Annotated in this window: 10 protein-coding genes and 1 riboswitch; of the genes, 1 reads left to right on the top strand and 9 read right to left on the bottom strand. The window is 63.1% G+C overall.

Features of this window, described 5'->3' with window-relative positions:
* Positions 1-157: 157 nt before the first annotated feature.
* The 6 genes from RlegSU303_RS12870 to cobU form a co-directional block, all read right to left on the bottom strand.
* The gene (locus RlegSU303_RS12870) at positions 158-1111 is read right to left on the bottom strand and encodes a nucleoside hydrolase (protein ID WP_131709263.1); all 954 of its coding nucleotides are present in this window, start codon (positions 1109-1111) and stop codon (positions 158-160) included.
* Between the two features lie 180 nt (positions 1112-1291).
* Positions 1292-1711: a cobalamin biosynthesis protein gene (locus RlegSU303_RS12875; RefSeq protein ID WP_017960836.1), complete on the bottom strand. Its 420-nt coding sequence runs from the start codon at positions 1709-1711 to the stop codon at positions 1292-1294.
* Between the two features lie 113 nt (positions 1712-1824).
* Positions 1825-2475 (bottom strand): cob(I)yrinic acid a,c-diamide adenosyltransferase, encoded by a 651-nt coding sequence (cobO, locus tag RlegSU303_RS12880; protein ID WP_131644282.1) that lies wholly within the window; start codon positions 2473-2475, stop codon positions 1825-1827.
* 14 nt (positions 2476-2489) lie between these two features.
* Positions 2490-6527 carry a cobaltochelatase subunit CobN gene (gene cobN / locus RlegSU303_RS12885; protein WP_231283179.1) on the bottom strand — a complete coding sequence of 1346 codons (4038 nt, stop codon included), beginning with the start codon at positions 6525-6527 and terminating at the stop codon, positions 2490-2492.
* 4 nt (positions 6528-6531) lie between these two features.
* Positions 6532-7581 (bottom strand): cobalamin biosynthesis protein CobW, encoded by a 1050-nt coding sequence (cobW, locus tag RlegSU303_RS12890; protein ID WP_094085729.1) that lies wholly within the window; start codon positions 7579-7581, stop codon positions 6532-6534.
* A gap of 4 nt (positions 7582-7585) precedes the next feature.
* Complete coding sequence (gene cobU, locus RlegSU303_RS12895) at positions 7586-8095, bottom strand: bifunctional adenosylcobinamide kinase/adenosylcobinamide-phosphate guanylyltransferase (RefSeq protein WP_131720133.1); 510 nt, start codon at positions 8093-8095, stop codon at positions 7586-7588.
* 378 nt (positions 8096-8473) lie between these two features.
* Positions 8474-8870: riboswitch (cobalamin riboswitch) on the bottom strand.
* Between the two features lie 253 nt (positions 8871-9123).
* Here cobU and RlegSU303_RS12900 point away from each other — a divergent pair.
* Positions 9124-10914: a chloride channel protein gene (locus RlegSU303_RS12900; protein WP_131720134.1), complete on the top strand. Its 1791-nt coding sequence runs from the start codon at positions 9124-9126 to the stop codon at positions 10912-10914.
* A gap of 28 nt (positions 10915-10942) precedes the next feature.
* Here RlegSU303_RS12900 and RlegSU303_RS12905 read toward each other — a convergent pair whose 3' ends face one another.
* The 3 genes from RlegSU303_RS12905 to RlegSU303_RS12915 all read right to left on the bottom strand — a co-directional run bounded on the left by RlegSU303_RS12905 (position 10943) and on the right by RlegSU303_RS12915 (position 14665).
* A complete protein-coding gene (locus RlegSU303_RS12905) occupies positions 10943-12202 on the bottom strand; it encodes an adenylate/guanylate cyclase domain-containing protein (protein WP_131720135.1) in 1260 nt (419 codons plus the stop codon).
* Between the two features lie 132 nt (positions 12203-12334).
* The gene (locus RlegSU303_RS12910) at positions 12335-13105 is read right to left on the bottom strand and encodes an SDR family oxidoreductase (RefSeq protein ID WP_131720136.1); all 771 of its coding nucleotides are present in this window, start codon (positions 13103-13105) and stop codon (positions 12335-12337) included.
* 105 nt (positions 13106-13210) lie between these two features.
* Positions 13211-14665 (bottom strand): cobyric acid synthase, encoded by a 1455-nt coding sequence (locus RlegSU303_RS12915; protein WP_131720177.1) that lies wholly within the window; start codon positions 14663-14665, stop codon positions 13211-13213.
* Positions 14666-14821 lie beyond the last annotated feature (156 nt).

A 14821-nucleotide genomic window follows, 5' to 3' on the forward strand; every position in this document is an offset into this window, starting at 1 on the left:
CAACGCCGCGCCCATCACCTCACTTGAAGTTGCTGAGATGATCGTGACTCACTTTATGAAGCGTCGGATTCAAATCCTCGGAGAACCCGCACAACGCAATGAATATATTACAATATCTCCCGAAGGCCGGCAGCATCGCGGCCGGCCTTCGAGCTTGTCAGGCTGCAAGCAGTGTATTGCGAATGAGGTCGAGGACCCTCTCCGACTCGATGCCGGTGCAGACCACCTGGCTCGGCAAGCCATCCCAGGCGCCATCAGGCGGAAAATGCCGCCCGTCTCGCCTGACGATCGTCTGGCCATCGGCGATGCCGCCGCAGACGACACGCACCGCACCCGATATCGACGAGAACAGCTCCGGCGCCACGGCATAGACGCAGGCGCAGCTGTCATGCACCATCATGCCGTCTTCGACCGCATGCTTGTAGAAGTTGATGTAGGACTGCGAGAGTGCGTCGAGCTGCTTGACCGCCTTGTCACCCCTAGCTGCCATTTCACCGAGATAGCTGCGGCTCATCGTGGTGATTGCGGTGACATCGAGGCCGATGACGGCCACCTTCCACGGCGCGGTCATGACGATATCAGCAGCCTCGGGATCACCGTGGATATTGGCCTCGGCGACCGGCGAAACGTTGCCCGGCACATAGAAATTGCCGCCCATGATGACGACGTCCTTCGCCAGCGTCGCAATCTCGGGGGCTTCCTTCAGCGCCAGCGCCAGATTGGTCATTCGGCCAACGGCGACGAGTCGCACTTCGCCCGGATGGGCGCGCACCGTGTCGATGATAAAGCGATGCGCCGGGCGCGGATCGAGCGGCAGGTCGATCGTCTCCGGTACGTCGATATCGCCGAGGCCGTTATCGCCATGCACCATGGCCGGCCATGGCCGCTCCGCGCGCGAGGAATCGATGGTGACGCTGGCGCCTTTGGAAACGGGTGCCGGAATATTCCATTCGCGCTTGAGGAAGAGCGCATTGCGCGTCGTCGTCTCGACCGAGGCGTTGCCGAAGACCGTGGTGATGCCGAGAAGCTCGATTTCGGGATGACGATGCAGGAAGAGAAGCGCCATGGCGTCGTCGACGCCAGGGTCGGTGTCATAAATGACCTTGTGCATGAGATATCCTCTAAATGTGAACCGTGAAGCTGCCGAACGGCGCCGCGAATTGGCGCCACCATAACGCCAGAGCATGATGCTGAAAAGAGCGGTTTTCAGACGAAATCATGCTCTATTTAATTGATCTACATACGGATTCGGATTTTAGACTGATAGGCCCAAATCTGCATCCGTATCGAGTCATGCTTTCTGCAGCCCGCTGCGGGCCACCGCCGCCGTCGCGCGCGAAGATTTGATCTTGGCGACGACAAGCTCGGCCGAGGCGCCCGCCGCAGCCAGCGCCGCACCCTCGGCGACGCCATGGCAGCCGACGCGGGCAAAGACGATTTCCGACGGATTCGCGAGCCGCGGCGTCTCCTCCTCCAGCCGCCCGGCGGCAAAAAACACCGCCGGCACGGTGAAATGGGCGGCGACTGCAAGCACCGCCGCCTCGCTCTTACGGCTATCGATTGAGGCGACAGCGGCAAGGGCCTCCCCGCTGACCGCGGCCTCGCGAAGCGCCTGCTCGGCGAGCGCCAGCACCTCCTGCACCGGCGTGCCGCGCTCGCAGCCGAGCCCGAGGACGAGCCGCCGAACCGTGTCAAATCGGACCTCATCCATAACGAACAACCCACCAAGATTCCAACGGAGACTCTTGCACGTGAATGTTTAGCGCAGCGCGTGAACCCACAACGTTGCCCGCGCGCTCTCCCGACAGGAGCCGATCCTGATGTTTAGAACTCCACACCCGGCTGCCCTTTGATGCCGGAGCGGAAGGGATGTTTGACGAGTTCCATCTCGGTCACCAGATCGGCGATTTCGATCAGTTCTTCCTTGGCGTTGCGCCCCGTCAGCACGACATGTGTCATGGCGGGCTTCTCGCTCTTCAGGAAGGCGACGACATCGTTGATGTCGAGATAGTCGTAGCGCAGCGCAATGTTGATCTCGTCGAGCAGTACCATGGAATTGCTTTCGTCGCGGATCAGCTCCTTGGCCTTTTCCCAGGCGGCCGAGGCGGCGGCAACATCGCGGGCGCGGTCCTGCGTTTCCCAGGTGAAACCTTCGCCCATCGTGTGGAACTGGCAGAGATCGGAGAAATGCTTCTCGATCAGGTCACGCTCGCCGGTCCACATCGCACCCTTGATGAACTGCACGACGGCCGAAGGCTTGCCGTGGGCGATATGGCGGAAGATCATGCCGAAGCCGGCCGAGGACTTGCCCTTGCCCTTGCCGGTATGAACGATGATCAGCCCCTTGCCATCGGTCTTGGTCGCCATGATCTTGTCGCGCGCGGCTTTCTTCTTCGCCATCTTCTCGGCGTGACGCGCATCGTCCTTGCCAGCCCCGGCTTCTGCGATCTCGTTCTCTGGGGTCTCATCGCTCATAGCTTCACCTCGTTCTATTGTCTGACGGCCAGGTCGAACCGGGCCGAATTGCTACGCGGCGTCCACAGGCTGCGATCGATCGCCTCCATCAGCCGCTCCTTCATCTCGTCGAAGGCCGCAGGGTTCTTTTCGATCATGAAATCGCGCACGGCGGGATCGGCGACGAAGGCCCGGTAAACGGCCTCGAAGTGATGTTCACCGACCGCACCCGTCGTCGCCGAAAAGGCAAAGAGATAATCGACCGTAGCAGCGATCTCGGCAGCGCCCTTGTAGCCGTGGCGCATGACACCCGATATCCATTTCGGATTGACGACGCGCCCGCGCACGACGCGGCCGATCTCCTCCTCCAGCGAGCGGATCACCGGCTTTTCCGGCCTGGAATGGTCGTTGTGATAGATCGAGGGACGCGCGCCGGCGAGCTGTTCGGCCGCCGCCGCCATGCCGCCCTCGAACTGGTAATAATCATCGCTGTCGAGCAGGTCGTGCTCGCGATTGTCCTGGTTCTGAATGACGGCCTGCACCGAGCGCAGCCGCTCCTCGAACAGGCCGCGTTCGGCCTTGCCCTCCTCGCCGGCGCCATAGGCATAGCTGCCCCAGACGAGATAGGCCTCGGCGAGATCGGCGCGCCGCTCCCAGCCTTTTTCGTCGATCAGCGCCTGCAGCCCGGCGCCATAGGCGCCGGGTTTCGAGCCGAACACACGATAGCCTGCCCGGCGTTTTGCCGACACCTCGTCGAGGCCGGCGGCCGCAAGCCTAGCCGTCTCGCCGCGCATCCGCTCAGCGATGGGATTGTCGCCGACATCCTCCTCCAGCGCGCCGACGGCGCGGATCGCCTTGTCGAACAGCGCGATCTGCTCAGGAAAGGCATCGCGGAAGAAGCCGGAGATCCTGAGCGTCACGTCGACGCGCGGCCGCCCGAGCATCGCCGGCGCAATGATCTCGTAGCCGGTGACGCGGCGCGAGCTCATGTCCCAGAGCGGCTTGACGCCGATCAGCGCCAGTGCCTGGGCGATATCGTCGCCGCCGGTGCGCATGTTCGACGTGCCCCAGGCCGTCAGCCCGAAGGAAACCGGCCATTCGCCGTGATCCTGCACATAGCGGCGCACCAGCAGCTCCGCCGATTTCTTGCCAAGCTCGTAGGCCGCCGGCGTCGGCACGGCGCGGCTGTCGACCGAGTAGAAATTCCGTCCGGTCGGCAGTACGTCAGGACGCCCGCGCGTCGGCGCGCCGGAGGGTCCAGGCGCGACAAAGCGGCCGTCGAGCCCTTTGAGCAGGCCTTCGATCTCGGCCGGGCCGCAGGCGAGGATGGAGGGCTTGAGACGGGTTTCGATCTCGGAGAGTACCGATCTGCTTTGGGACCAGAGGGTCGGGCATTCCATCTCGCCGGAAACGAACTTCGCCGAGAGTAGTTCGATGCGCTCGACGGTGTCGCCGTTGGTTCGCCAGGGGTCGTCGAGAATATCTGCGAGGATATCAGGCCGTGGGCCGGTCCAAACGGCGGCCATGTCGGTGTCGAGGGGGTCGAAGGAAGACCCCGCCCCAGCCCCTCCCCACAAGGGGGAGGGACTTACCGCTACGCCTGCGGCAACCTCTGCGACCAAAGCTGATAGTGAGACGGTGCGCCCAGCAAGCCCCTCCCCCTTGTGGGGAGGGGTTGGGGCGGGGTCTTTTAGCTGAGAAGGGTTTTTCAACGCATCCCCGGCAATCGCCCGCTGCAAGCTCGCATCCCCACCGTCACCCAGCCCGCGCGGCACCCGTGCCAATGCCACGGTCAGGTCCGTCAGTAGCCGCCCCTCTGGCGACACACCGAACACATGCAGTCCATCGCGGATCTGCATTTCCTTGAGGTCGCAGAGATAGGCGTCGAGTTTCTTCAGCGCCTCGCCCTCGCTTTCGCCCTTGGCGATGCCGGCATCACGGTCGAGGCCGATATCGGTGACGAGATCGAGGATCTGGCGGCTGAGCAGACGAATGCGGCGGGGATCGCCGCCGGACGCTTCATAATATTCGTCGACCAGCGCCTCCAGATCCTTTAGCGGCCCATAGCTTTCGGCCCGCGTCAAAGGCGGCGTGAGGTGGTCGATGATGACGGCCGCACTTCGGCGCTTGGCCTGCGTGCCCTCACCCGGATCGTTGACGATGAAGGGATAGAGGTGCGGCAACGGCCCGAGAATCGCTTCCGGATAACATGTCGCCGACAGCGCCAGCGCCTTGCCCGGCAGCCATTCGAGATTGCCGTGCTTGCCCATATGGATGACAGCATGGGCACCGAACTCAAGGCGCAGGAAAGCGTAGAAGGCGAGATAACCGTGCGGCGGTACGAGATCCGGCGAATGATAACTCTCTTTCGGATCGATATTATAGCCACGCGCCGGCTGGATGCCGACGAGCACCTCGCCGAAGCGCGCAAAAGGCGGGGCGAAGACGCCCTCGCGAAAATACGGATCGTCTTGCGGATTGCCCCAGCGGGCTCTCACCTCATCCTGAATCTTATTGGGAAGAGATTCCAGGAAGCTGTTGTACCGACTCAGGGAAAGCGTCTCGCGAATGATCTTTCCGTCGGAACCGGAATTGGTCGGCCCTTCCATCAGGTGGCGGATCAGCGCGTCGCCGTCGACGGGAATCTCAGCGACCGGATAACCCGCCGCCCGCATAGCCTTCAGCACCTCGATGGTGCCTTCAGGCGTATCCAAGCCGACCCCGTTGCCAAGCCGGCCGTCCCGGTTCGGATAGTTCGCCATGACGAGCGCGATGCGCCGGTCGCCCGCGGAAGTCTTGCGCAGCCGTGCCCAATTGCCAGCAAGCTCCGCCGTATAACGTACCCGGCCAGCATCCGGTTCGCTGGCGACAATATTCGTCTCGACGGCAGCATCGTAGCGCGCCGCCGTCTTGAAGGAGATCGCCCGCGCCAGCACCCGGCCATCGACTTCAGGCAGCGCCACGTTCATGCCGAGATCGCGCGCCGACAGGCCTTGGGAGGACGCAGCCCATGTCTCCCTCGACGAAGCCGACAGAATCGCCTGCAGCACGATCGCCTCATCCGCCTCCAACACCGTCTGCTGCCGGTCCGCACCTGGCGCGGAGACGGCAAAGCCGGTCGTGTTGATGACGACATCGGGTTTCAGCGCCGAAAACACGCTTTCGAGAATGCCTGTGGAAACCGGATCCTTGAGGCTATAGGCGAAGACCGGCAGCGGCCGGAGGCCGAGTGTCATCAGCGCTTCGATCAGAGCTTCGATCGGCCCGGTCTCGCCACTTTGGACGAGGGCGCGGTAGAAGCTGATGGCGACTGTCGGCTTCTCGGCTTGCTCCCTCTTCTCCCCAGCGGGGAGAAGGTGGCCCGAAGGGTCGGATGAGGGGGGGGCTCGACAAACTCCGGCGTCCCACTCCTGCTGCTCGCTCCCTCCGTCGCTCGCCCCCCTCATCTGCCCTGCCGGGCATCTTCTCCCCGCTGGGGAGAAGAGGGAATCGGTAATCCGCCGCCACTCCTCGACCCCGATCAACCCCCGCCCCGGCCACCAAATACCAGCCTTCATCAAAGGCACCGCCGGCGCCGGCTTCTCGGCGCCTGAGAGCATCACCTCGGCATAATCGAGAAAGGCCCGCGCGTTGGCATCGCCGCCCTCGATCAGATAGGCCCAGAGCGCGTTGAGGTCTTCGAGCCCGATATTCGAGAAAGGAACCAGCCCGGCATCCGGCCTGGCATCACCCGGCAGCACCGCAATCAGCGCACCGGCGCGCGCGGCTGCCGCATGCAGCGCTTCCAGCGCATAGTGGAAATAGCTGGCGCCGCCCAGCGCACGCACGATGATCAGCTTCGCATGCCGCGCCGTGCGCTCGACATAGGTATCAACCGACATCGGATGCTTGAGGCTCATCAGGCTGGCAAGCCGGAGCGAAGGTGCGCCCCTGCACTCGCGATGGGCGGCTGCGATCGCGGCAAGCTCGCTGTCGGCCGCCGACAGGAACAGGATATCGCCCGGCGTCTGCCCGAGGTCGATTGCCTCCTCGCCGTCGCTGATCGTTCCCTGTTGAGCCAGAAGCAGATGCATCGGGTTACGCCAGCGCTTCGATCGCCGCCCTCACCGCGTCCTGATCCATTTCGTGCAGGCCGATGACGACAAGGCGGGTGGCGCGCTTTTCGCCAGGCGTCCAGGCGCGGTCGAAATAATGGTCGATGCGGCTCCCGACGGCCTGGAGCTGCAGCCGCATCGGCTTGTCGGAGACATCGACGAAACCCTTGAGGCGCAGCACGTCATGGGCTGAAATAACAGTCTTCAGCGACTCGATGAAGCCGGCGGGATCGGCGACCGGGCCGAGTTCGGCGACGAAGCTGTCGAATTCGTCATGGTCGTGCGGCGCACCATCCTCATGCTCCAGCTCGTGATGCGACTTGCGATTGGCGACATCGTCCTCCGTACCGATGCCGAGGCCGAGCAGGATGCCGGCCGACACCTCGCCGTTCCGCGCCTCGATCATCACGGGCTTGCGCACCGTGCGGGAGGCGACCTCGTCGCGCACCCTGATGAGGCCGGCAGCGTCGATCAGGTCGGTCTTGTTGAGCACGATGAGATCGGCGCAGGTCAGCTGATCCTCGAACAACTCCTCGATCGGGCTCTCGTGATCGAGCGATTCATCCTCGGCGCGGCGCGCATCGACGGCATCGTGGTCGTCGGCAAAACGGCCGGCGGCAACAGCGGCGCTGTCGACCACCGTGATGACGCCGTCGACGGTCACCTGGGTGCGAATGTCGGGCCAGTTGAAGGCGGCGACCAGCGGCTGCGGCAAAGCAAGGCCCGAGGTTTCGATGACTATATGGTCGGGCCGCTGTTCGCGCTCGAGCAGTTTCGTCATCGTCGGTATGAAATCGTCCGCAACGGTGCAGCAAATGCAGCCGTTGGTCAGCTCGATAATGTCGTCCTCGGTGCAATTCTCCGCACCGCAGCCCTTCAGCACGTCGCCGTCGACGCCGAGATCGCCGAATTCGTTGATGATCAGCGCGATCTTCTTGCCGCCGGCATTGGTGAGCAGGTTGCGGATCATCGTCGTCTTGCCGGCGCCAAGAAAGCCGGTGATGACGGTTGCGGGAATCTTTTGCTGGTTCATGGACTTAACCCTTCATTTTCAGCGGCAGGCCTGCCGCGATGAAATAGACTTCGGCGGCCTTCGCCGCGATCGATTGGTGCAAGCGGCCGGCATGATCGCGAAAATCCCGCGCCATGCGATTGTCGGGCACGATGCCGAGACCCACCTCGTTGGAAACGAAAACGAGCCGCGCTTTCGCGGCGGGAAGGAAATCGGCAAGCGTCGCAAATTCGACCACCATGTCGCGCTCCTCCATCATCAGATTTGTGGCCCAGAGCGTTAGGCAATCGATCAGCACGATGCGCCCCTCGCCGTCGATGGCGGCGAGTTTACCGACGAGGTCGAGCGGCTCTTCATGCGTCGTCCAGGACGGGCCGCGATCGGCCTTGTGTTGGGCGATGCGCGCCCGCATCTCCTCGTCCCAGGCGCGGCCGGTGGCGACGTAGTGGCGATCGAGGCCGGTCGCGCTGACGAGGGCTTCGGCGAATCGGGATTTGCCGGAACGTGCGCCGCCCAGGATGAAGGTGGCGGTCATATTCAAACGCCCCTCAGGGAGGGTGCGTAGCCGTGGCTTGCTCCGAGTGCATCTGTCTCGGTTACTGAGGGTGTGACACCCCCCTCTGTCCTGCCGGACATCTCCCCCACAAGGGGGGAGATTGAATCGCCGAGAGCTTTTCTCCAAACAATTGATGTAGGACGACGGTCGTGCTGCTTGCCGATCTCCCTCCTTGTGGGGGAGATGTCCGGCAGGACAGAGGGGGGTACCGCACATTCGACATAAGCGGCCGAAAACACTCCTCCTGCAGCGCTGCTTGGAGGCGTGGCGTGCGCCGCACCAGGCCGCGCCGAATTCAATCGTTCAGCCAAGACAACCTCCGTGCTGGCAACGGGCATAGTGCCCAGGGTTGGGCTTCTCGCCCGGCACGGGATGGCAGGTCTCCTGGCTCGCGGTTATCGGCCGCGATCGGGGCAGACCGGAAACCGGTCGCCCTGATCGTGCCAGCGGATCATCCTCGCCTTCCCGGCTGCATCAGTGAAAAGGTGGACGATTCGTAGACTTGAGAGGCGTCCGACCCCGGTTGATCACCATGCATATCCAGTGGCTTTTCCGGCATGTCGTCCATCCCGCCTGCTTGCATTATTGCAAGCCGTCAGCCGGAAGGGCCTGATGCCGGATGGAAGACCCTGACCGCTCTACAGTCGCGGGGTCGGCTGTGATGAAGGCGCCCGGCTTGGGTCCGCCTCGTCACATTCCCTTTTCATCCGGAAGGGCGCAACACCGATCCGGAACCATCCGTTATGTCAGGATGGTCAGTCGACCATCCGTTATCTGGATGGTTAGGCAAGCGCAGGGGTGAAGTCAACCGGCCTTGGAGACAGGGCAATGGCAAGTCAAGCAGCGCGACCCCGCCAACACGACTTACCCCACTTGGAATATCGTCATTTATCAGGGACTTACGCCATGAAAATCTGCCATGCGCGCCGGCTTTTCGCCGCAATTGCGTTGCAAGCGGACTGCACCTTCGCCCTTGACCGGGCCTCTCCCTGCCTAGTTGTCTAGCCATGCTTATGAAATTGGATCGGCGCCGTTTCCGCGCGCTGCGTGTTTTCTTCGATCCGGGACGCCTGCGGGCGCTGACCCGGCGCAGCGAGGTCGGCCTGTCGCTGGCGGGCGCCGTCGTCGGCATCATCTCGGGTCTCGCCGTCACCGGCATGAGCTACGTCTCCAACGAGCTGCATCAGCTGGTCTTCGGCATATCAGACAGCGAAAGGTTGAGCTCGTCCGAGATCGAGAGCAAGATGCTGCTGCTCACCGCCCCCGTCATCGGCGGCGCCTTGCTCGGCCTGTTGCTTCTGGTTCTGGCGAAACGGCGCAAGAAGCCAATGGTCGACCCTATCGAGGCCAATGCGCTGCATGGCGGCCGCCTGTCCCTGACCGACAGCATCATCGTTGCCGTGCAGAACCTGATCTCCAACGGTTTCGGGGCCTCCGTCGGCCTGGAGGCCGGCTATACCCAGCTTGCCGCCGGCCTCGCCTCAAAATTCGGGCTGAAGCTGCAGCTTCGCCGCTCGGACCTGCGCACCCTCGTTGGCTGCGGCGCGGCGGGCGCCATCGCCGCCGCCTTCAACGCGCCGTTGACCGGGGCCTTCTATGCTTTCGAGCTGATCATCGGCACCTATACGATCGTCTCGCTGACGCCTGTCGTCGTCTCCGCCCTTGTCTCCACCTTGGTCGCAAGGCTGCTCGCCGGCAGCGATTTCACCATCGATATCGGCAGCTTCGGCTCGGTCGTGCCGGCCGATTATGTCCCGGCGCTGCTGCTCGGTGCGTTCTGCGCCGGTGTCGGCATCCTGATCATGCAGGGCGTCGCCTTCATTGAGGAACTGGCGCGCAAGAGCTCGATCGCCCCACCCTTCCGCCCGGCTCTCGGCGGCATCATCGTCGGCCTCTTGGCGATGATCTCGCCGCAGGTGCTCTCGGCCGGCCACGGCGCGCTGCATCTCAACCTTTCCCGTGACGTGGCGATCCCGACGCTGATCGGCCTCTTCCTCTTGAAATCCTTCGCCTCGGCGATCTCGATCGGCTCCGGCTTCAGGGGCGGGCTGTTCTTCGCCTCGCTGTTCATGGGCGCCCTGCTCGGCAAACTCTTTGCTTACTGCGGCCCCTATTTCGCCGATGCGACGCTGACGCCCGTCATCTATGCCGTGGTCGGCATGAGTTCGCTTGCCGTCGCCGTCATCGGCGGGCCGCTGACCATGACGTTCCTGGCGCTCGAAATCACCGGCGATTTTCCGATCACGGCGCTGGTGCTCGCCGCCGTCATCACCTCCTCGCTCGTCGTGCGCTCGACCTTCGGCTACTCCTTCGCCACATGGCGGTTCCATCTGCGCGGAGAAAGCATCCGCAGCGCCCATGATGTCGGCTGGATCCGCAATCTGACGGTCGACAAGCTGATGCGCGCTGACGTCAAGACGGCAAGGGCGGGCATTTCTCTGGAGGAATTCAAGCAGGCCTTCCCGATCGGCTCGACCCAGCGCGTCGTCCTCGTCGAGGAGAGCGACAAATATGCGGGCCTGGTGCTGGTGCCGGAGATCTACGCCAATCCGACCGATGCGCAGGACGAGGGCAAGACGCTTGCCGACTTCATCCACTACCGCAACGATTTCCTGCAGCCGCAGATGAATGCCAGGCAGGCGGCGGCGATCTTCGACAAGAGCGAAAGCGAAGCGCTCGCCGTCGTCAACAACCTGATCGAACGCAAGGTGATCGGCCAGCTCAGCGAAAGCTATACGCTACGCCGCTACAGCGAAGAACTCGACCGCCGCCGCCGCGAGGTCTCAGGCGAGATCTGAGCGTCGCCGCGCCGACCGGATCGACGCTTCAGAATACGGCGTCGGCGAGTTTGAACACGTCGGCCCGCTTCGAAACGCCACGCAATTCAAACGAACCCAGATACTCGCAGGCCACGGCGCAGGTGGTCGCGAAGCTCTCCGACATCAGCAGGTCTTGCTCAAGCGTGCCGCAGAGCTTTTCAAGCCGCGAGGCCTCGTTGACGGCGCTGCCGATCACCGTGAAATCAAGCCTGCCGCGCGCGCCGATATTTCCATAGAAGACCTCGCCGAGATGCAGCACGACATCGACGCCGATGTCAGGACCTCCATCATTCCTCCGCTGACCGTTCAGCACCTTGTTGGCTTCCAGAATATTCCTTGCCGAAGCCAGTGCGGCCATGCACGCCTTTTGCTGATCTTCGGCATCGGTCGGAAAGATCGCCAGCACGCTGTCGCCCATGAACTTGAGGATCTCGCCGGAATTCTCCTCGACATGCCGGCCGATCAGCTCGAAATGCTCGTCCAGAAACCCGGCGATTTCGCCTGGCTGATAGACTTCGGTCAACGCCGTGAAATTCCTGAGATCCGCAAGCAGGATCGCAGCATTGATGGAGCCACCCTTTCCCCTCTGGATCTCGCCCGCAAGGATGCGTGCGCTTGTTTTGGCGCCCGTATAGACGGCGAGGATATCCGCAGCGGTTTTCGATGCCGCGATGCGGTAGCAAGCCAACCCCAGCGCCGGGAAGAGCTTCGCGACGATCGCCAATTGGTCGTCAGAAAATCCGCCCGGCCTATCGCTTGTGAGAGACAGACTGACCCCCCGCAGCGCGGCCTCCTTCGGGAACTCCAGCAGGCTGACCAAGTGATCCGTGCCGCCGCTATGCGCGAATTCCGCAAGCTGCGGGTAGTCATCGACACCCTCACCCTTGGCGATATTCCATCGACCTGACGTTTCACCACGGCCCAAAAGAAAATAGATCGGGGTCTTCTCGAAACTCAGCACTGCCGCACTGCCATACTCGGCATTCTCGATCGTGGTCGCACCGCCGCGCACGAAATTGGCCGAGACGCCGCCATACATGGGATGAATAGACGGCATCGCAATACTTCCCCGCCAGATCGGAAAGCCATCCGCGATCAGCCGATCGCACAATCCGGCTATCAGCTCGCCAATATGCTCAGCTGTAATTCCATGTTCTATAAGCCACTGAATATGATTGTTAATTTCCGAACCTCCAAATGACCGACGCAGTTTATGGTCGGAAATCGGGCAAATGGACGGCGATGACCAACCGGGGCGTTGCCACATCAACCAATAGTCGAGTCAGGCAGATATTTCTAGCCGTAGCCTGCGGCAACGACAACCAGTCATTCGCCTGCCGACGAGGAGCTGTGAGAGCGCCGCAGAAGTGAAAGACGTGCCGCAGCGCCTACGGATATCTCACATCCTGACCGTCATGCCGCCGTCCACCGTCAGTACGTGGCCGTTGACGAAGGAAGCGGCGTCGCTTGCAAGAAACAGCGCCGCGCCGGCGATCTCGTCCGGGCGTCCCCAGCGCTGGACCGGGATGCGTTGGCGCACGAACGGCATCAAATCCTCGTTCGCGGCCATCGCCGCGTTCGTCTCGGTGGCAAACCAGCCGGGCGCAATCGCGTTGCTGGTGATGCCGTGCGGGCCGAATTCGACCGCCATGCCGCGCATCAGTCCGGTCAGTCCCTGCTTGGCTGCCGGATAGACGCAGTCGCCGGGCATTACGACATGGCCGCTGATCGAGGTCACTGCGATCAGCCGGCCGTAATTGCGTCGCTTCATCAGCACGGCAGCGTCACGCGAAAGCGTCATCGCCGCCGCCAAGTCGGTGCGCAGCAGCTCGATGATCGCATCATCGTCGAATTCGGCCAGCGGCCGCCTGTCGCGGGCGCCGACATTGTTGATCAGAATATCGAGACGGCCATGGATCTTGTCGATATCGGCCATCGCAGCACGTTGAGCCTCGCGGTCGGCGATATCGAATGCAGCCGGCTCCGCCGTGCCGCCCGCGGCGCGTATGATCCTGACGGCATCTTCCAGCGTCGCCGCCGTGCGTCCGTTGATGATGACATGCGCGCCGGCCTCGGCAAGGGCGCGTGCCATCTCAAAGCCCAGACCACGGCCGCCGCCGGTCACCAGCGCCACCTGACCTGCCAGTGAAAATCTATCCAATATGCTCATAGTTTTCGTCGCTCTCAACCGGGTCCGCCGTCGCGACAATTAATGGACTCAGTCAACTAATTTGGCAATAGCCGAACGACGGCCAATGATGGTGCGAGGTGTGGCTTAACCGAGCAGCCCGGCCAGCCAGCGCGGATCGAGATGACGTTCCAATTCCTCGGCGATCTCGTCGAGCGCCTGCTCGACGCTCTCGCGGTAATTCCGCCGCTCGCCTGATAGGCCGAAGCTTTGAAGCAGCCGGGTGCGGTAGGCGTCACTGCCGAAGAGCCCGTGCAGATAGGTGCCCATGATCCGGCCGTCGGCCGAAAGCGCCCCGTCGGGCGCGCCGTCGATGATTGCCAAAGGCCGATCGCAATCCGGGCCGCGGGTCACGCCGAGATGGATCTGGTAGCCGGCAAGCGGCGCGTCATATTCGGTGGAGCGAGCCTGGCTATTGCGCACGGTCTTTTCCGGCGCCATCTCGGTCTCGATGTCGAGCAGCCCAAGCCCCGGCGTCTCGAGGACCCTGCCCTCGATGCCGAGCGGGTCGCGCACCATGCCGCCGAGCATCTGGTAACCGCCACAGATGCCGATCACCCGGCCGCCGCGCCTGACATGCGCCTGGAGATCGCGGTCCCAACCCTCAGCCCTGAAGTCGGCGAGATCCGATATCGTCGATTTCGAGCCGGGAAGCACGACGAGGCTCGCGTCGCCAGGGATCCGCTCGCCTGATCGCACGAAGACCAGCTCGACATCCGGCTCGGCCCGCAGCGGGTCGAGATCGTCGAAATTGGCGATACGAGGCAGCACCGGCACGGCGATCTTCAGCGCCCCCGCCCCGCGCCTCGCCAATCGTTCGAGCACGACCGAATCTTCGGCCGGCAGGCGCGCGGCACCCCGCAGCCACGGCACGATGCCGAAACACGGCCAGCCGGTAAAACCTTCGATGGCGCGGACGCCGTCGTCAAACAGCGAGACGTCGCCGCGGAACTTGTTGATGATATAGCCCGCAATCATCGCCCGGTCGCCATCATCGAGGATCGCATGCGTGCCGACCAGCGAGGCGATGACACCGCCGCGGTCGATATCGCCGACGAGCACGACCGGCACGCCGGCACGCGTCGCAAAACCCATATTGGCGATATCGCCGGCCCTGAGATTGATCTCGGCCGGCGATCCGGCGCCCTCGACAATAACGAGGTCGGCACCCGCAGCCACTTTTTCGAAACTTTCGAGCACGGCGCCGAGCAGCTGCGGCTTCAGTCGCTGATAATCCCGCCCCTTCGCCTGTCCGAACACCCTGCCCTGCACGATGATCTGGCTGCCATTTTCCGATTGCGGCTTAAGCAGCACCGGATTCATGTGCACCGAGGATGGCGTGCGCGCAGCCAGCGACTGCAGCCACTGCGCCCGGCCGATCTCGCCGCCGTCATCGGCGACCGCCGCATTGTTCGACATGTTCTGCGGCTTGAACGGTCGGACCGTCAGGCCACGATTGGCCGCCAGCCGGCAGAGCCCTGCGACCAGCACCGTCTTGCCGACATCGGAGCCGGTTCCCTGCAGCATGATCGCTCTTGCCATGGTGGCCCGCATTCGCCTCTCGTTCAGGCGAGGCCTACAATGGGCGGTAATCCCAGGTCAAGACTTGGCCCGGGGCAAGACTTGGTTCGGGGCAGGTTTCCAAAACGCGAAAACCGCGCATGGCCTTGGCTCTGCGCGGTTTGCCGAAAAACTCAG

Source organism: Rhizobium sp. SU303, from assembly GCF_021052345.1.
Lineage (GTDB): Bacteria > Pseudomonadota > Alphaproteobacteria > Rhizobiales > Rhizobiaceae > Rhizobium > Rhizobium laguerreae.

What these genes read in the sequence shown, in the direction of transcription:
- cobN (WP_231283179.1), bottom strand. Translation starts at nt 6,527, where the DNA reads ATGCATCTGCTTCTGGCTCAACAGGGAACGATCAGCGACGGCGAGGAG.
- cobW (WP_094085729.1), bottom strand. Translation starts at nt 7,581, where the DNA reads ATGAACCAGCAAAAGATTCCCGCAACCGTCATCACCGGCTTTCTTGGC.
- cobO (WP_131644282.1), bottom strand. Translation starts at nt 2,475, where the DNA reads ATGAGCGATGAGACCCCAGAGAACGAGATCGCAGAAGCCGGGGCTGGC.
- cobU (WP_131720133.1), bottom strand. Translation starts at nt 8,095, where the DNA reads ATGACCGCCACCTTCATCCTGGGCGGCGCACGTTCCGGCAAATCCCGA.
- RlegSU303_RS12910 (WP_131720136.1), bottom strand. Translation starts at nt 13,105, where the DNA reads ATGAGCATATTGGATAGATTTTCACTGGCAGGTCAGGTGGCGCTGGTG.
- RlegSU303_RS12915 (WP_131720177.1), bottom strand. Translation starts at nt 14,665, where the DNA reads ATGGCAAGAGCGATCATGCTGCAGGGAACCGGCTCCGATGTCGGCAAG.
- RlegSU303_RS12870 (WP_131709263.1), bottom strand. Translation starts at nt 1,111, where the DNA reads ATGCACAAGGTCATTTATGACACCGACCCTGGCGTCGACGACGCCATG.
- RlegSU303_RS12905 (WP_131720135.1), bottom strand. Translation starts at nt 12,202, where the DNA reads ATGTGGCAACGCCCCGGTTGGTCATCGCCGTCCATTTGCCCGATTTCC.
- RlegSU303_RS12875 (WP_017960836.1), bottom strand. Translation starts at nt 1,711, where the DNA reads ATGGATGAGGTCCGATTTGACACGGTTCGGCGGCTCGTCCTCGGGCTC.
- RlegSU303_RS12900 (WP_131720134.1), top strand. Translation starts at nt 9,124, where the DNA reads ATGCTTATGAAATTGGATCGGCGCCGTTTCCGCGCGCTGCGTGTTTTC.